Here is a 17,218-nt window from a genome sequence, read left to right on the forward strand (position 1 = left end):
TCCCCTTACTTAATTTCGTTCAGGTTCGGGTTGCGGTCATACTCTTCGCCGCGAAGTCCCGTGTTGCCATCTGCCTTGAGCTTGTCCATGTGAGCCTGGAATTCGGCTTCAGAGACAACCTTGACGCGGAACAGCATTTCGGAGTGGTACTCACCACAGAGCTCGGCGCACTTGCCGTCGTAGGTTCCCTCTTTAGTGGGGGTGAACCTGATGTAGTTGGTCTTGCCGGGGATCATGTCGCGCTTCTGCAGGAAGGCCGGAACCCAGAAAGAGTGGATGACATCGCGGGAGTTCAGTTCGAGGTCAACTGACTTTCCAACCGGCAGGTAGAGCGTCGGAAGCGCTTCCTTATTGATGGTGTTGCCCGTCAGGTGTGCCTGGACTCCTGCTTCGTGGACGTCCTCGGTAACGACGTCGCCGGACTTATAGTTGAAGTCCCAGGCCCACTGCTTGCCGCGGACGTCAACAACGACGTCGGCCGGCTTGGAGCGGTCATCGATGGCCTGCTGGTCGCGGTCGGTGAAGTAGAAGAACACCAGGACCATGAACAGCGGGATGGTCAGGTAGAAGACCTCCAGCGGGAGATTAAAGCTGGTCTGCCGCGGGAAACCCGTGGTGCCCTTGCGGCGGCGGTAGGCGACAAGGCACCAAACGATCAAACCCCACGTGATGATGCCCACAACGAGGGCTGCAATCCATGAGTTGACCCAGAGGTCCATGATCCGGTCAGTGTGATTGGTGGTGCCACGCTCGGTGGGCAGCCACCCCTTCTCTACCTCTGGCGAACATCCAGTCAAAACCAACGCGCCGGCAACTGCCAAGCCTGAGATCGTAGTGATCGTTTTGCGTCGGCTGCCGGTTCGGTTCTGCGAACTCACAGACGGCCCTTCCTACTTGTTGCTGTTGCCCGGCCACCCAAGGGGCCGTCCGGGCACACTAAAAGTTTTACTACTCGGTGTAGAGCTTACCGCTCTGCCGGGCGTTTCGCCCACATGTCGGCGCCGTGCCTCCGTGCCGTTTTTGGCGGACGGAGAGCAGGCGCCGGCATCGGGCGAAAGAACCGGGTCAGTGGAACGAATCACCACAGGCGCAGGAGCCACCGGCGTTGGGGTTGTCGATGGTGAAGCCCTGCTTGGAGATGGTGTCCTCGAAGTCGATGCTGGCTCCGCTGAGGTACGGCACGCTCATCTTGTCCACAACTACTTCGACGCCGTCATAGTCGCGGACGGCATCTCCATCGAGGAGGCGCTCGTCGAAGTACAGCTGGTAGATGAGGCCGGAGCAGCCGCCGGGCTGGACGGCAACGCGGAGGCGGAGATCGGTCCGGCCTTCCTGCTCCAGGAGGCTGCGCACCTTACCGGCTGCGACGTCGGTCAGTTTGACCTCGTGTGCGGCCAGTTCATCGCTGGCAGCGCTGGTGGTCTCGGTGATGTTCTCGTTGGTTGCGGTGCTCATTTGGCCTACCTTAGGACGGTCCTGGCGGCCCCGCGTCAGCGGTGCCTGCCCCTACGGATACGGTACGGGCTATAGCTACATGCTACTTCGGTCAGCCCTGTAGCTCTAACTCCTGACGTAACCAAGCCTGTCCGCTGATTGTTCCCAACGGTGGAGGAATGCCGGTGTCAGAGGGGCATGGGGATTCAGGCCAGGCCTTCTGCGTTCAGCCGGGCGAGCAGCAGCGCCTCGGCCACCACGGCGTTCTTGAAATCACCAATGTGAAGGGACTCGTTGGCACTGTGGGCCCGGGAATCGGGATCCTCAACACCGGTCACGAGGATCTGGACGTCCGGATAAACGTCCATCAGGTCCGCAATAAACGGAATCGACCCGCCGATCCCCATCTCCACCGCCGGAACGCCCCAGGCCTCCCCCAGCGCCCACATGGCGAACTTCGCCGCCTTGGAGGATGTATCAGCGAGGAACGACTTTCCGCTTTCCCCGGGAGTGAACACCACCCTCGCCCCAAAGGGCGCGTTGGCCTGGACGTGGCGTTGAACGGCTTCCATCGCTGCCGCCGGATCCTGGCCCGGTGCGAGCCGCAGGCTGAACTTGGCACGCGCCCGCGGCAGGAGCGTGTTCGAGGCCACGTCCACGGCGGGAGCATCGAAGCCGATGATGGACAGCGCGGGCTTAGTCCACAGCCGTGCGGCGATGCTTCCCGTGCCGGCGAGCCGGACGCCGTCGAGAACGGAGGAATCAGCACGGTACTCCGCTTCGGTGAGCTCCACTCCGACGTTGTCATTCGAGACCAGGCCGTCGACGGCCACGTTGCCGTCGGCGTCGTGCAGGGTGGCAATCAAACGGGACAGCAGGGTTGGTGCGTCCAGCACGGGTCCACCGAACATGCCCGAGTGGACAGCATGCTCCAGCACCTGAACTTCGATGGTTCCGTCCACAAGGCCGCGCAGGCTGGTGGTCAGGGCGGGAATGCCCACCTTCCAGTTGCTGGAGTCGGCCACCACGATCACATCTGCCCGCAGCAGTTCCCGGTGCGTTTCCAGGAACGAACGGAAGGTGGGAGAACCAGCTTCCTCTTCGCCTTCGAAAAAGAACGTCACACCAAGGCCGAATTGCGTGCCCAGAACTTCGGTCGCTGCAGCATAGGCGGCAACATGGGCCATGATCCCCGCCTTGTCGTCAGCAGCCCCACGGCCGTACAGCCTGCCATCCCGTTCGACGGCGGCGAAAGGCTCGGTTTCCCACAGCGCCGGGTCCCCGGGCGGCTGGACGTCGTGGTGGGCGTACAGCAGGATGGTCGGCTTTCCTTCGGCTGCCTGCCGGCGTGCGACGACGGCTGGGCCGCCGGGGGTGCCGTCGTCCTTGTTACTGCGCAGGACCTGGACATCCTCGACTCCGGCGGTGCGCAACAGTTCCGCAACGGCCTGCGCGCTGGCTTCCAAGGGGGCAGGATCGAAACTCGGCCAGGCGATGCCGGGAATGGCCACAAGTTCCTTGAGCCGGTCGAGGGTGCTATCGAAGGAACCTGCGACGGAGAGCCTGAGTCCGTCCGCGTCGATGGCCGGTGCAGGGTGACCGGAGCCGGGGGTGTTGGCGTCGGACGGGTTGGCTGCTGGAGTGGGAGTCATGGCGAACACAATACCCGCGCCGAATCTCCTTGGGCCGCAAGGTATTCTGTTCACGTGTTCGGACGTAAAAAGGAAGCGCCAACGGCGCAGCAATCAATAGACCAGCAGGCCGCTGAAGCGGCAGCCCGGCAGGATGCCGCGTTGGGCAAGGGTGCGCCCACGCCCAAGCGCAAAGCCCAGGAGGCCGCCCGCAAACGGCCCCTGGTGCCGGAGGACCGCAAGGCGTCCAAGGCCGCTGAGCGCCAGGCCATCCAGGACCAGCGGACCAAAATGCGCCAGGCGCTCGATACAGGTGATGAGAAGTTCCTGCCCCTGCGCGACAAGGGTCCGCAGAAGCGTTATGCCCGCGACTACGTGGATGCGCGCTTCAGCCTGGGCGAATACCTGATGTTCGGCGCCCTGGTATTTGTCATCATTTCCCTGATCGTTCCGGCTTCCAGCGGGCAGATGGTTTATGTCCTGGGCGGTTTCTGGGTGATGTTCCTGGCCGTCTTTGTGGATGTGTTCATTCTGTCCCGGCAGCTCCGCAAGAAGCTGACCGAGAAGTTCGGCGAGGTTGAGCGTGGCACGGTCTGGTACGGCTCCATGCGGTCCCTGCAGTTCCGCAAACTGCGCCTACCCAAGCCGCTTGTGAAGCGCGGGCAATACCCGTCCTGATACGCACGCCGGACCAAACGCCGGCAGCGCAGTCCTTCTAAGCCAGCAAAACCCCGGCAGACTGCCGGGGTTTTGTTGCGTAATCAGCTGTTGCGTCGGGCTTTCGCCAGGTCGCGGTTGATCCGGGACGCCCAGAACGGCCCCTCGTACAGGAAGGCAGTGTAGCCCTGGACCAGCGTGGCACCGGCATCCAGACGGTCCTGGACGTCTTTCGCCGTCTCGACGCCGCCGACGGCCACCAGCGTGATCGCGCCCCCGGTGGCCTCCTTGAGCCGGCGAAGGACTTCCAAGGAACGCTGCTTCAGTGGTGCCCCGGACAGGCCCCCGCCACCGCATTCGTCCACTTTCGCAGCCGGCGACGCCAGCCCCTCACGCCCGATAGTGGTATTCGTGGCGATAATGCCGTCCAGCTTGAGGTCCAGGGCCAGCTTGGCGACGTCGTCGATGTCCTCGTCGCTGAGGTCCGGTGCGATCTTGACCAGCAGCGGGACGTGCCGGCCTGCCGCCTTGTCCGCCTCGTCCCCTACCGCGGTCAGCAGCGGGCGGAGTGTCTGGACATCCTGGAGAAGGCGCAACCCGGGCGTGTTGGGTGAGCTGACATTGACCACCAGGTAGTCCGCGGCCGGCGCCAGGCTCCTTGCGCTGATCAGGTAATCGGCCACGGCGTCGTCGAGTTCCACCACTTTGCTCTTGCCGATGTTCACCCCGATCACGGGGCGCACGCTGGGGTGCCGGCGCTGCAGGGCCGCGCGTGCCGCTTTGAGGCGCGGTTCGACGGCGGCCGCGCCATCGTTGTTGAACCCCATCCGGTTAATCACAGCCCGGTCCTCGATCAGCCTGAAAAGGCGCGGCTTCTCATTGCCCGGCTGCGCCTGCCCGGTGATGGTTCCTACTTCGACATGGCCAAAGCCAAGTTCGGTGAGGGCCTCGATGCCGAATCCCTCCTTGTCGAACCCGGCTGCGAGACCAAACGGGGACGGGAAGGTCAGCCCAAAGGCAGAAGTCTGCAGTGAGGCCGCGGGCGCTGTGAACCGGTGCAGCAGCCGTCCTGCGCCGGAAGCATGGGCAAGCTTGATTCCCTTGAATCCGATCTTGTGGGCGCGTTCCGCGTCCATCCACGAAAAGGCCAGCCTGAAGAATTTCGGATATACGCGCATGGCTCTAGTTTTCCGTCTCGGACGGTCCAGACCAAACCGGGCCGCCATACACGCGACCCCGGCTAGCATAAAGCCATGAGGTGGCAGCCAGATATCCTCGGTGCTGGCTTCGAAGCCTGCACATTCGAGGCCGCGGGCGACGACGGCGTGAAGCGCACCGCCACGCTGGTGCGCTTCCGTCCGGCGGACGAACTGGCGGCCACCGGCCGGCGACGGACCGTACTGTTCCTCCATGGTTGGAGCGACTACTTCTTCAATGTGGACCTCGCCCGGTTCTGGACGGGCCGGGGCTACGAGTTCTACGCCCTGGACATGCACAACCACGGCCGCAGCCTGCGCCCGGAAACGCCGGGCGGCTACGTGGCGGACCTGGCGGACTATGACGCCGAGATCGAAGCGGCCATCGCCATCATCCGGGCCGACACGCACACGCCGGAACTGGAAGCCAAGGCCTCCCTCACGCTGATGGGCCACTCCACCGGCGGCCTGGTGGCCGCCCTCTGGGTCAGCAACCACCCCGGAGCAGCCGCCCAGCTGGTATTGAATAGTCCCTGGCTGGAGATGCACGGCAGCTCGCTGGTGCGCCGTGCTGCGTCCACGATGGTGGGACCCGTGGCGCGGTTCCGGCCGGAGGCTGTCCTGCGGCTGCCGGAGCGGGGGTTTTATTGGCGGACCATCAGCAGTTCAGCCGACGGCGAGTGGCCGCTTGACGACAGGTTCCGTCCGCCCATGGCATTTCCGCTCCGCGCGGGCTGGCTCAGCGCCATCCTGGCCGGCCACACCAAGGTGGCCCGTGGCCTGGACATTGACATACCCATCCTGGTGCTGCTGTCCCGTGGAAGCGCCACCGGGCCGTTCTGGTCCGAGGAAATGCGGCGCACCGACGCGGTACTGGACGTCAACATCATCGCCCTCCGCGCCCTGACACTGGGGCGCAGCGTCACGGTGGAACGGATCGACGGCGCGCTCCACGACGTCTTCCTCTCCCCTGCCAAAGTGCGGGCAGACGCCTATGCGCGGCTCGCCCGCTGGCTCCGGGGTTACGGTACGGCCGAACCCGGCGCGGCGTCGACGGCGCCGCCGTAGCGCCGGTCCCGCTGGGCGTAGATTTCGACGGCGTCCCACAGGGTCCGCCGGTCGACGTCGGGCCACAGCGTGTCCATAAAGACGAACTCAGCGTACGCCGACTGCCAGAGTAGGAAGTTGGAGAGCCGCTGCTCCCCCGAGCTCCGCAGGAACAGGTCCACGTCCGGCAGGTCTGGTTCGTCCAGGAACTTCTGGATGGTTTTCTCCGTGATGGCACCGGGCTTGAGCCGGCCTGCGGCAACCTCGGCGGCGATAGCCGATACGGCGTCCGTGATTTCCGCCCGGCCGCCGTAATTAACACACATGTTCAACGTGCAGGTGCTGTTGCCCGCGGTAAATTCCTCAGCCTCTTCCAGTTCGCGGATCACCGAGCCCCACAGCCTGGGACGCCGGCCGGACCACCGCACGCGAACACCCCAGTCGTCCAGCTGATTGCGCTGCCTTCGTAGCACATCCTTGTTAAAACCCATCAGGAAACGGACTTCTTCGGGTGAGCGGCGCCAGTTTTCGGTGGAAAACGCATAGACGCTCACATATTCGATGCCCAGTTCGATTGCGCCCGCCACCACATCCAGCAGGGCGGGCTCGCCGGCTTTGTGACCCTCGATCCGCGGCAAGCCCCGCTGGTTGGCCCAACGGCCGTTGCCGTCCATCACAATAGCGACATGGCGGGGGACGAATTCTGCGGGGATCGCCGGGGCAACCGCGCCGGACGGGTGCGGATACGGTGCCACCACGGGGGCGCTCCGCTGCCGCGAAGGACTCTTCTTTTTTCCCAAGGCCACTAGTCAGCCACGCTCCACATGTTTGAGGGATTTCAGGACACGTTCAAGGTGCCATTGCAGGTATACGGCCACCAGCCCCGCGGCTTCCCGTCGGTGCGGCACGTCCGAGCCATCCGCCGTCGTCCAGTCCCCGGTCAGCAGGGCGCCCAGAAGAACGACGGTCTCCGCCGCCGGCGCAGGCGAACCGGGTGGCCTGCAGTCAGCGCAGACCATGCCGCCAAGCGGAGCCGAAAACGCCGTATGGGGGCCGGGCCGGCCGCAGCGGGCGCAGTTGGTAAAACTCGGCGCCCAGCCGCCGGTGGCGAGGGCCCTCAGGAGATATGAATCGAGGATCAGTCCGGGCGCGTGTTCGGCCCGGCTCAGCGAGGCCAGCGCGCCCACCAGCAGGTTGTACTGGGCGGTGCCGGCTTCGCCGTCGACGTCGGTCAGTTTTTCCGCAGTTTCGGTCATGGCAGCGGCAACGGTGTAGCGGCCATAGTCTGCGGCGATGTTGCTGCCGTAGGCGCCCTTGGCAACAGCCTGGGTGACGATGTCAAGTGTCTTTCCTGAGACCAACTGCAGGTCTGCAACCATAAACGGCTCCAGCCGCGCTCCAAACTTGCTGCTGGTCCGCCGCACTCCCTTGGCGACGGCGCGGATCTGGCCGTGGTGCTTGGTCAGCAGGGTGATGATGCGGTCCGCCTCGCCGAGCTTGTGGGTACGGAGCACCACGGCGTCATCCCGGTAGGACCGGGCAGCAAAGGATTGTTGGACCACGGTTAATCTTCGCACTGAGTTCCGGAAAGCCGGCAATGCCGGTGCGTTGCGCGCCGGGAATCCCGGCGCGCAACATGTTCCGAATCAGGCGCGGGAATCCCGGATGGCACGGTTGACTGCGGAAATGACGGCCTTGAGCGAGGACATGCTGGTGTTGGCATCAATACCGACGCCCCACAGGACGCGCTCCCCTACGGCACACTCGACGTAGGCTGCGGCCATCGCGCTGCCGCCTTCCGAAAGGGCATGCTCGCTGTAGTCCAGCACCCGGACATCCACGCCGTCCTCGCGCAGGATGCTCAAGAGCGCGGCGATGGGCCCGTTTCCGGTGCCCGTGCGACGGGCCTGGACACCGTCAACGGTGAGCGAGGCGTGCAGGGACATCCCGCCGTCGTCATCGGTTTCGGTGCTGACGGAACCGAGCGAGTAACGGCCCCACTGGCCGTCCGTTTCGCTGGAGGGCAGGTACTCGTCCTGGAAGTGCTGCCACAACTGGGCGCCGCTGACCTCGCCGCCCACGGTATCGGTCTTCTTCTGGATCACGCCGGAGAATTCCATCTGGGCACGGCGGGGCAGGTCAAGGCTGTGTTCGTTCTTGAGCAGGTAGGCCACGCCACCCTTGCCGGACTGCGAGTTGACGCGGATGACGGCCTCGTAGCTGCGGCCCAGGTCCTTGGGGTCAACGGGCAGGTACGGGACCTGCCAGGTGAAGTCCGCGACGTCCTTGCCGGCGGCGGCAGCATCTTTCTCCAGCGCCTCGAAGCCCTTCTTGATGGCGTCCTGGTGCGAGCCGGAGAAAGCGGTGAAGACGAGGTCGCCGCCGTAGGGGGAACGCTCGGCGACGGGGAGCTGGTTGCAGTACTCCACGGTGCGCCGGATCTCATCGATGTCGGAGAAGTCGATCATGGGATCGATGCCCTGGACGAACATGTTCAGGCCCAGGGTGACGAGGTCCACGTTGCCGGTCCGCTCGCCGTTGCCGAACAGGCAGCCCTCAATCCGGTCCGCGCCGGCCAGGTACCCCAGCTCGGCGGCGGCCACGCCGGTGCCCCGGTCATTGTGCGGGTGCAGGGACAGGATGATGCCTTCACGCGGGTGCAGGTACCGGCTCATCCACTCAATGGAATCGGCGTACACGTTCGGAGTGGCCATTTCCACGGTGGCGGGCAGGTTGATGATGACCTGGCTGTCGGCGGATGCTTCGAACACGTCGGCGATGGCGTTGCAGACCCGGACGGCGTAGTCCAGTTCGGTTCCGGTGAACGACTCCGGCGAGTATTCATAGGTGATGTGCGTGTCAACGAGGGTTTCCTCGTACTTCTTGCACAGCCGGGCGCCCTGGAGCGCGATGTCCAGAATGCCGTCCTGGTCCTGGTTGAACACCACGCGGCGCTGCAGGACGGACGTTGAGTTGTACAGGTGGACAATCGCCTGCTTGGCGCCGACCAGGGACTCGTACGTCCGCTCGATCAGGTGCTCGCGGGCCTGGGTGAGGACCTGGATGGTGACGTCGTCCGGGATGTGGTTGCCGACGATGAGCTGGCGGACGAAGTCGAAATCGGTCTGCGAAGCAGAAGGGAAGCCGACTTCAATTTCCTTGTAACCCATGCGGACCAGCAGATCGAACATCTTCATCTTGCGGGCCGGGCTCATCGGGTCGATCAGCGCCTGGTTGCCGTCACGCAGGTCCACAGCGCACCAGCGCGGGGCTTTGGTGGTGACCTTGTCCGGCCACGTGCGGTCAGGCAGTTCAACGGTGATCTGATCCTGGAAAGGACGGTAGCGGTGGGCTGGCATTCCAGAGGGCTTCTGTGCGTTTCGCATTACTATCGGGGCCTTTTCTATGGTTCTTATCTGAAAGGTGGCCGGGCAACACAAACTCCGCGACGAGGGTGGGCCTTGCGCTAAATCGCGTCTGAGGCCTCGCCGCGGCAGCTAAGAAGAAGGAGCTCTGCGCGCACCATTTGAGGGTAGCACGCGTGCGTAAGATGAGAGGGCACCACCGTCCTTATCGTCCAACATGCAGACGCCGCGCCGGTGCCAGCGCCGGCCGCGGCACGTCACACGAAGGAGCATCTGTGCCCATCTCGGGGATCGATCTGTCCAACATTGACCACACCGTCAGGCCGCAGGATGACCTGTACCAGCACGTGAACGGGTCCTGGCTCAAGGCCACCGAAATTCCGGATGACCGGCCACTCGAGGGAACCTTCACCGCGCTGCGCGACGGAGCGGAGATCGCGGTCCGGGACATCATCGAGGAAGCAGCCGCCAAGGGTGAAGCCGCCAGCGGGATAGAACGTAAGGTGGGCGAGCTCTACAACAGCTTCATGGACGAAGCCACTGTGGAGGCCAAAGGCATGGAGCCCATCCGCGGGCGGCTTGCCGAGGTTTTTGCCACTACCACGGTTGCTGATCTCGTGGCCCTGGCCGGGCGGCTGTTCCGGTCAGACGTGTCCGGGCTCTTCTACATCTACCCGGCTCCGGACGCTGGCAACCCGGACCGCATCCTGCTCTACACCGGCCAGGGTGGCCTGGGACTGCCGGACGAGTCCTACTACCGGGAAGAGAAGTTCGCCCCCATGGTCAAGGCCTATGGCGAGCATGTCAGGACCATGTTCACCCTGGCCGGAGTGGCCGATCCGGAGCCTGCGGCCGCACGCGTCGTTGCCCTCGAAACCAGCCTCGCATCCCACCACTGGGACAACGTCACCCTGCGCGACCCGCGGAAGACCTATAACCTCAAGTCCGCTGAGGAAGCGGCCACCCTGTTCCCGCTCCTTAACACCTGGTTCGAAGCTGCCGGGATCGACGCCGACAAGCGCAACGAGATCGTAGTAAGCACACCGGACTTCTTCAGTGGGGCCGCCGGCCTGCTGGAGTCCGAGCCGCTCTCCGTGTGGCAGGAGTGGCTGGCCCTGCGGGTCGTCAACGGCGCCGCGCCGTACCTGTCCTCCGAGTTCGTGGATGCCAATTTTGCCTTCTACGGAACAACCATCAGCGGCACGCCCCGGAACAAGGACCGCTGGAAGCGGGCCGTCGCCGTCGTCGAAGCTGCACTCGGTGAGGCCGTTGGGCAGATTTACGTCTCGAAGCACTTCCCCGAAACCCACAAAGCCCGCATGCAGACCCTGGTGGCCAACCTGATCGAGGCATACAGGCAGTCCATCACCAGCCTTGCCTGGATGGGTGAGGAAACAAAGGCCGAGGCGCTGCGGAAACTGGAGGCCTTCCGCGCCAAGATCGGCTACCCCGACAAGTGGATCGATTACTCCGCTGTGGAAATCGACCCGCTGGACCTTCTGGGGAACGTTGAGCGGGCCCACAATGCTGACGTCGACCGCCACCTGGATGAGGTGGGCAAACCGGTGGACCTCAACAAGTGGCTTATGACACCGCAGACGGTCAACGCGTACTACCATCCGATGCTGAACGAGATCGTCTTCCCGGCCGCTATCCTGCAGCCACCGTTCTTCACAGCCGACGCCGACGACGCCGTTAACTACGGTGGCATCGGAGCGGTGATTGGCCACGAGATCGGCCACGGTTTTGATGACCAGGGGTCGCAGTTCGACGGCGGCGGCGCGCTGCGGAACTGGTGGACCGAGGATGACCGGACGGCCTTTGAGAAACTCACAGCCAAGCTGGTGGCACAGTACGACGAGTTGTCCCCGTATGCGGCGCCGGGGCACAATGTCAACGGCAAGCTGACGCTCGGGGAGAACATCGGCGACCTTGGTGGCCTGACCATCGCCTACAAGGCTTACCTGCTCAGCCTTGACGGCAAGGAACCGGAAGTTCTGGACGGACTGACGGGGCAGCAGCGGTTCTTCGCGTCCTGGGCAGCCGGCTGGCGGCAGGTGATCCGGTCCGAAGAGGCCATCAGGAGGCTCGCCACGGATCCCCACTCCCCCAACGAATTCAGGACCAACGCCATCGCCAAGAACCTGGACGCCTTCCACCAGGCCTTTGGCGTGACCGACCAGGATGGCATGTGGATGCCGCAGGACGCTCGCGTCAGCATCTGGTAGTCACCCTCCAGGACACACAAGAGGCGGGGCCGTCTGGCCCCGCCTCTTGTGTGTCGACTGAGGTGCTGTCTTCTGTGGTGCTGTCTTCTGTGGTGCGGCTGTCAGTCCTGGACGATCAGCACAGGGTTGGCCTGCTGGCACACGGTATCGCCGGCCGTCTGGTTGACGATGTCCTCGGGCAGGGCGGCACCCGCACCGGCTCCGTAGGATGCCCCGGTGGTGAAGTCAGTTCCAAGGTAGACCTGGACTCCCGCGACGCGAGGTGCCAGCTGGACCTGCGCGGCCGAAATCCCCAGCAGCGCAGCCACGTCAGTTGCGACGTCGGCGAATTCCGTACCGTAGTAGACAACGCTCTGCGCCACCGCCGAGGCTTCAAACGGCCCGGATTGGGTGAAGCCACCGGTGATCAACGCCTGCACGATTTCCTGGGCGCGTCCCGGGACGCCGCTGCCGTTGGCCACGGTGACTGGTTGCAGCGCCTTGTCATACCGCGGCACCGCCGGGGCTGTTTCTGTTGGGGTGGCTGTTGTTTCCGTCGGCGCCGGGGACGGCGTGGTGGGTGCTGTCGGATCCGTGAGGTCCACGTCCTCGCGGAGGGCCGCAAAGAGCTGGGACCCTGCGGGCTCGGCAATCTGCAGGCGGTTGATGTCCGTGACTGCCGGCGTGGTGGGCACGGCCACAAACGCCACCTTGCTGATATCGATGTCCTTGAGCCGGCTACCGATACTCACGAGCGACGGCACGGAGGCCAGCCCCTCATCCACCGTGAGGTTCTTGGTCACAACATCGGCAATGGTCAGCATCTTAGAGGGGTCAGACAGTGTGCCGTCGTCCTTGATCTTACGCGTGAGGGAGGACAGGAATCCCTGCTGTGCCCTGATCCGGCCCAGGTCTCCACCGTCAGCAAAGGCATGACGGGTCCGCAGGAAGGCAAGAGCCATTTCGCCCTGAACGGCGGACGTGCCCTTCGGCAGGCGCAGCCGGGAGTCAGGATCATAGACCGCGTCACTGATGCACACGTCAACGCCGCCCACCGTGTTGGAGAGTTCCTTCACTGCGGTGAAGTCCGCCATCATGAAGTGATCGATCTCCATGCCAGTCAGCTTGTTGACAGTGTCTACGGCGCAGCCGATGCCGGCTTCATTCATGGCCTCGTTGATCATGACACCGCTGCGGGCAGGATACGTCCGCTTGGTCTTCTGGTCGGTGCACTCCGGAATATCGACCAGCAGGTCCCGGGGGAAGCTGATGACGCTGACGCGCTTGTTGTCCGCCGATACGTCCATCAGCATCATGACGTCGGATTTGCCGTAACCTATTGAGTCCTCCACAGCGCCGTACTCCGCGTTTGCGCCGTCCCTGGTATCAGAGCCAAGGATCAGGATCTGCATCCGGCCCGATTTGTCGTCCGATGGGTTCGCCGCGCCACCGGCGTTCAGCGGTGCCGTGGTGATGTTCGACTGAAACCGCAAATACCAGTAGCCTGCGAAGCCAAGACCGCCGACAACCAGGATGGTGACCACCGCAGTGGTCACCTTCAGCCAGGCCGGCATCCGGCTCCGGGATCCGAGATGCCGGGCAACGCCGACGGCGGTGGCATCAGCGTGGCGGGACACCGGACCGGTCCCGGCTGACGCGTCAGCTCCGTACTCGCGATTGTCGCGGCCTCGCCCCATGTGTGGTGTACCTTCCTCGAAAAAATTGAATCCGGCCTATTTTAGTTGCCCAGTCTGGGAACTTCCCGACGACCGGCCGGGTAAAGCGAAAGGGGCAGCGTCAGAAGCCGAGCTTGACCAGCTGCTTCGGGTCGCGCTGCCAGTCCTTGGCCACCTTCACATGCAGGTCAAGGTAGATGCGGGCACCGAGCAGCGCCTCGATCCCCTTGCGTGCGTTGGTGCCGACTTCCCGGAGCCGTGCACCGCCCTTGCCGATGATGATGGCCTTCTGGGACGAACGTTCCACATAGAGATTAACCCGGACGTCGAGGAAGGGCCTGTCTTCGGGCCGGCCCTCACGCGGAACAATCTCATCGACGACGACGGCCAGGGAGTGGGGCAGTTCGTCGCGGACGCCTTCGAGGGCAGCTTCCCGGATGAGCTCGGCGATCATCACGGCTTCGGGCTCGTCCGTCAGGTGACCGTCCGGATAAAGGGGCGGCGACGCCGGCATGTGGCTGATCAGGACGTCTGCGAGGGTGTCCACCTGGAAGCCGTCGGTGGCGGAGACCGGGACGATGTCCTTCCAGCCGTCCTCGCCGATGACATCCCGGCCCAGTGCTGCGACGGCGAGCAACTGCTCGGTGAGCGCCTGCCGCTCCACTGTGTCCGCCTTGGTGACGATCGCGATGACCGGCTTGTTGCCGATGGCGGCGAGCTGGGCGGCGATGTACTTGTCGCCCGGGCCGATTTTCTCGTTGGCGGGCAGGCAGAAGCCGATCGCGTCGACCTCGGCGAGGGTGTCGGCGACGAGTTCGTTCAGCCGCTTTCCCAGCAGCGTGCGGGGGCGGTGCAGGCCCGGGGTATCCACCAGGATCAGCTGGGCGTCATCGCGGTGCACGATCCCCCGGATGGTGTGGCGCGTGGTCTGCGGCTTTGCGGAGGTGATCGCCACCTTCTGGCCCACCAGTGCGTTCGTCAGGGTTGATTTTCCTGCGTTAGGCCGCCCCACGAGGACCGCAAAGCCTGCCCTGTAGCCGCCGAAGTCTTCTGCGGCCGAATCCGGGTTGGCCGGACGATTACTTTTCTTGCTCACGTGGAACTCCCTGCTGGGTTGCTTTCGCCTCGTCGAGGAGGTCTTCAAGGTCAGTGTCTGCTTTTGGTACTGCTGAGGCAATGATGTGGCTGACGCGGTTGCGGCGGCCCTCGAGCCGTTCGGCGAGCAGCGAGATGCCGCCCACCACCACGCGGCTGCCCACAATGGGAACGCGGCCCAAGGCCTTGGCCAGCAGCCCGCCCACAGTGTCAACCTCGTCGTCGTCGAGCTCTATGTCGAACAGTTCGCCGAGGTCGTCGATGCTCATCCGGGCGCTCACCCGGTAGGAACCGCCGCCCAGGGCCACGGCCTCGGCGCTTTCGGTGTCATACTCGTCCACGATTTCGCCGACAATTTCCTCGATGAGGTCCTCGAGGGTGACAAGGCCGGCCGTGCCGCCGTATTCGTCGATCACGATGGCAACGTGTGTTGACTCCTTCTGCAGTTCCCGCAGCAGATCGCTCACCGGCTTGGACTCCGGGACGTACCGGACCTCGCGGGCCAGAGCTTCGACCGGGGGCTGTTCGTCGTCGGGCCCGAGCTCATGGAGCGTCGCCGCAACGTCCTTGAGGTAGACGATTCCGAGGATCTGGTCCGTGTTGTCGCGGATCACGGGGATCCGCGAATAGCCCGACCGCAGGAACATTGACATGGCCCGCCTGAGGCTGGAGCCGGCGTCGATGCTGAGGATATCCGTCCGGGGCACCATCACGGCGCGCACCAGGGTGTCGCCGAAGTCAAAGACTGATTGGATCATTTCAGCTTCGGTGTCTTCGATCATGTCCGATTCGGATGCGCGGTCCACAAGTTCGCGGAATTCCTGTTCGCTGAAGAACGCGTCATCACCCGCCGGAGCGCCGGGAGCGGCGGCACTGCCCAGCGCCACGAGCCACCCCGGGATGGGTCCGAGGACCCACGTCAGGTACCTGATCAGCGGTGCTGTGGAGCGGACGACTGCGGCCGAATGCAGCCTGCCGAGCTGCCGCGGGGAAACGCCGACGATGACGAAGCCGAGCAGGGCCATAATCCCGGTGGCGGCCAGCCCGGCCAGCCAGACGTTGTCCAGCAGGCTGTGGAGCAGGACGGCCACCGCTACGGCTGAAGCCATCTCGAACCAGACCCGCCAGAACCGCAAGGCCCGGATGTGTGCCACCGGCTGGGCCAGGATGCGCTTCATGGCGTTTCCGCGGCTTTTCAGCAGGGCGTCTTCGGCGTCATGCCGGGAAAGGAACGTGAACGCGGCCTCGGCTGCGGTCAAGAGTGCTGCGGTACCGAGGAACGCCAGGGCCATGCCGACAAGGAGCAGGGGCGTCACTGCGTGGTCTCGGCAGGTGCTTCTTTGCCGGTGAAGCCGGAAAGCAGCTGGCGCTGGAGGCCGAACATTTCTTCCTTTTCCTCGGGCTCTGCGTGGTCATAGCCGAGCAGGTGGAGGATCCCATGTGTGGTCAGCAGCAGCATCTCATCCTGCAGGGAGTGCCCGGCGTTGACGGCCTGCACCTGCGCCACCTGGGGGCAGACGGCGATGTCACCCAGCATCCCTTGGGGAGTGGGCCGGTCCGGCGTGCCGGGGGTCAGTTCGTCCATGGGGACCGAGAGCACGTCGGTGGATCCGGGCTCGTCCATAAGCTCGATGTGGAGCTTTTCCATGGCAGGTTCATCCACCAGGAGAATGGAGAGTTCAGCCTGCGGGTGGATGTAAAGCTGCTCGAAAACATACCGGGACAGCGCCACGAGCTCCGCTTCTTCAACCTGGATGCCGGATTCGTTGTTTACCTCAATGCTCACGCGTTTTCCCCCCGCTTTTCCCGGCTTACCGAGTGTTTTACTTTGTTCCGCTGGACATCGTCCCAGAGACTGTAGGCACGCACGATGTCGCCCACAAGCCGGTGGCGGACTACGTCTGTGGAGTCCAGGATGGTGAAGTTCACGTCCTCGATTCCCTGTAGGATCTCCTCCACGATCCGCAGCCCCGAGCGGGTGCCGAAGGGCAGGTCCACCTGGGTGACGTCTCCGGTGACCACCATTTTTGACCCAAAGCCCAAACGCGTGAGGAACATCTTCATCTGTTCGGGTGTGGTGTTCTGCGCTTCGTCCAGGATGATGAACGCGTCGTTGAGCGTGCGGCCACGCATGTAAGCCAGCGGCGCCACTTCGATGGTCCCGGCGGCCATCAGGCGCGGGATTGACTCGGGGTCCATCATGTCGTGCAGCGCGTCGTACAGCGGTCGCAGGTAGGGATCGATCTTGTCGCTCAGGGTGCCCGGCAGGAACCCCAGACGTTCGCCGGCCTCGACTGCGGGCCGGGTCAGGATAATGCGGCTGACTTCTTTCTGCTGCAGCGCCTGGACGGCCTTGGCCATCGCGAGGTACGTCTTACCCGTGCCTGCAGGGCCAATCCCGAAGATCACCGTGTTCGCATCAATCGCGTCCACGTAGTTCTTCTGGTTCAGGGTCTTGGGCCGGATGGTCTTCCCCCGGCTGGAGAGGATGTCATGGGTGAGGACGTCCACAGGGTTCTGCAATGACTGGCTGCGGAGCAACGCGACGAGCTGGTGCAACACCGCAGGGCTGATGACTGTGCCGCGGGCCACGAGGCCGCGCACTTCATGCAGCAGCCGCATGATGCGGGGAACTTCGTTGGCAGGGCCGCTGATGGACAGTTCGTTTCCGCGGACGTGGAAGTTAACGGACGGGAACTGCTCTTCGATGTATCGCAGGGCCTCGTCATGGCTGCCGAGCGATTGGACCATCTGATCGGAGTTGTCAAAGAGAACCACCTCCGTCCGGACACCGGGAAGTGAATGGGGGAATTCTCCGGCGGCGCGGTCAGTATTGAGCCGGCGCTTTCCGTTCGCTGATTCAGTCATGGTGCTGGCCCGCAGGCCCGTGGTCTCCTCCAGTTCGAAATT

At 64.1% G+C, this 17,218-nt stretch carries 15 protein-coding genes; 3 read left to right on the forward strand and 12 right to left on the reverse strand.

Features of this window, described 5'->3' with window-relative positions:
- Positions 1-5: 5 nt before the first annotated feature.
- The 3 genes from ctaC to NG701_RS06355 all read right to left on the reverse strand — a co-directional run bounded on the left by ctaC (position 6) and on the right by NG701_RS06355 (position 3,086).
- Positions 6-878: an aa3-type cytochrome oxidase subunit II gene (gene ctaC, locus NG701_RS06345; RefSeq protein WP_252565432.1), complete on the reverse strand. Its 873-nt coding sequence runs from the start codon at positions 876-878 to the stop codon at positions 6-8.
- 187 nt (positions 879-1,065) lie between these two features.
- Positions 1,066-1,455, reverse strand: coding sequence for a HesB/IscA family protein (locus NG701_RS06350; RefSeq protein WP_056340087.1), 390 nt, complete (start codon positions 1,453-1,455; stop codon positions 1,066-1,068).
- Positions 1,456-1,640: 185 nt separating this feature from the next.
- The gene (locus NG701_RS06355; RefSeq protein WP_252565434.1) at positions 1,641-3,086 is read right to left on the reverse strand and encodes a dipeptidase; all 1,446 of its coding nucleotides are present in this window, start codon (positions 3,084-3,086) and stop codon (positions 1,641-1,643) included.
- Between the two features lie 54 nt (positions 3,087-3,140).
- On the opposite strand from NG701_RS06355, the gene NG701_RS06360 reads away from it, so the two are divergent.
- Complete coding sequence (locus NG701_RS06360; protein WP_252565435.1) at positions 3,141-3,743, forward strand: DUF3043 domain-containing protein; 603 nt, start codon at positions 3,141-3,143, stop codon at positions 3,741-3,743.
- A gap of 83 nt (positions 3,744-3,826) precedes the next feature.
- On the opposite strand, the gene NG701_RS06365 is transcribed toward NG701_RS06360, so the two are convergent.
- Positions 3,827-4,900: a quinone-dependent dihydroorotate dehydrogenase gene (locus NG701_RS06365; protein WP_252565437.1), complete on the reverse strand. Its 1,074-nt coding sequence runs from the start codon at positions 4,898-4,900 to the stop codon at positions 3,827-3,829.
- 75 nt (positions 4,901-4,975) lie between these two features.
- Between NG701_RS06365 and NG701_RS06370 the strand changes: the two genes are divergently transcribed.
- Complete coding sequence (locus tag NG701_RS06370) at positions 4,976-5,986, forward strand: alpha/beta hydrolase (protein WP_252565440.1); 1,011 nt, start codon at positions 4,976-4,978, stop codon at positions 5,984-5,986.
- On the opposite strand, the gene NG701_RS06375 is transcribed toward NG701_RS06370, so the two are convergent.
- From NG701_RS06375 to leuA, 3 genes are all read right to left on the reverse strand, one after another.
- The gene (locus tag NG701_RS06375; RefSeq protein WP_252565442.1) at positions 5,941-6,771 is read right to left on the reverse strand and encodes an isoprenyl transferase; all 831 of its coding nucleotides are present in this window, start codon (positions 6,769-6,771) and stop codon (positions 5,941-5,943) included. The two genes, NG701_RS06370 and NG701_RS06375, sit on opposite strands and share 46 nt — an antisense overlap.
- Positions 6,772-6,774: 3 nt before the next feature.
- Positions 6,775-7,527 (reverse strand): DNA repair protein RecO, encoded by a 753-nt coding sequence (gene recO / locus NG701_RS06380; RefSeq protein WP_252565444.1) that lies wholly within the window; start codon positions 7,525-7,527, stop codon positions 6,775-6,777.
- Positions 7,528-7,611: 84 nt separating this feature from the next.
- Positions 7,612-9,351 (reverse strand): 2-isopropylmalate synthase, encoded by a 1,740-nt coding sequence (leuA, locus tag NG701_RS06385; RefSeq protein ID WP_252565446.1) that lies wholly within the window; start codon positions 9,349-9,351, stop codon positions 7,612-7,614.
- 254 nt (positions 9,352-9,605) lie between these two features.
- On the opposite strand from leuA, the gene NG701_RS06390 reads away from it, so the two are divergent.
- A complete protein-coding gene (locus NG701_RS06390) occupies positions 9,606-11,558 on the forward strand; it encodes a M13 family metallopeptidase (protein WP_252565448.1) in 1,953 nt (650 codons plus the stop codon).
- A 101-nt stretch (positions 11,559-11,659) separates the two neighbouring features.
- Here NG701_RS06390 and NG701_RS06395 read toward each other — a convergent pair whose 3' ends face one another.
- From NG701_RS06395 to NG701_RS06415, 5 genes are all read right to left on the reverse strand, one after another.
- Positions 11,660-13,234: an LCP family protein gene (locus tag NG701_RS06395; protein ID WP_252565450.1), complete on the reverse strand. Its 1,575-nt coding sequence runs from the start codon at positions 13,232-13,234 to the stop codon at positions 11,660-11,662.
- Positions 13,235-13,334: 100 nt separating this feature from the next.
- On the reverse strand, positions 13,335-14,309 hold the full coding sequence (era, locus tag NG701_RS06400; protein ID WP_252565452.1) for a GTPase Era: 975 nt from the start codon (positions 14,307-14,309) through the stop codon (positions 13,335-13,337).
- The gene (locus NG701_RS06405; RefSeq protein WP_252565454.1) at positions 14,293-15,624 is read right to left on the reverse strand and encodes a hemolysin family protein; all 1,332 of its coding nucleotides are present in this window, start codon (positions 15,622-15,624) and stop codon (positions 14,293-14,295) included. The genes era and NG701_RS06405 overlap by 17 nt, the downstream gene beginning before the upstream one ends.
- Complete coding sequence (gene ybeY / locus NG701_RS06410) at positions 15,621-16,094, reverse strand: rRNA maturation RNase YbeY (RefSeq protein WP_252565456.1); 474 nt, start codon at positions 16,092-16,094, stop codon at positions 15,621-15,623. Before ybeY ends, NG701_RS06405 begins: the two co-directional genes overlap by 4 nt.
- Positions 16,091-17,176 carry a PhoH family protein gene (locus NG701_RS06415; RefSeq protein ID WP_252565458.1) on the reverse strand — a complete coding sequence of 362 codons (1,086 nt, stop codon included), beginning with the start codon at positions 17,174-17,176 and terminating at the stop codon, positions 16,091-16,093. The genes ybeY and NG701_RS06415 overlap by 4 nt, the downstream gene beginning before the upstream one ends.
- Positions 17,177-17,218 lie beyond the last annotated feature (42 nt).

Origin of the sequence: Pseudarthrobacter cellobiosi (assembly GCF_023913815.1) — a bacterium.
Lineage (GTDB): Bacteria > Actinomycetota > Actinomycetes > Actinomycetales > Micrococcaceae > Arthrobacter > Arthrobacter cellobiosi.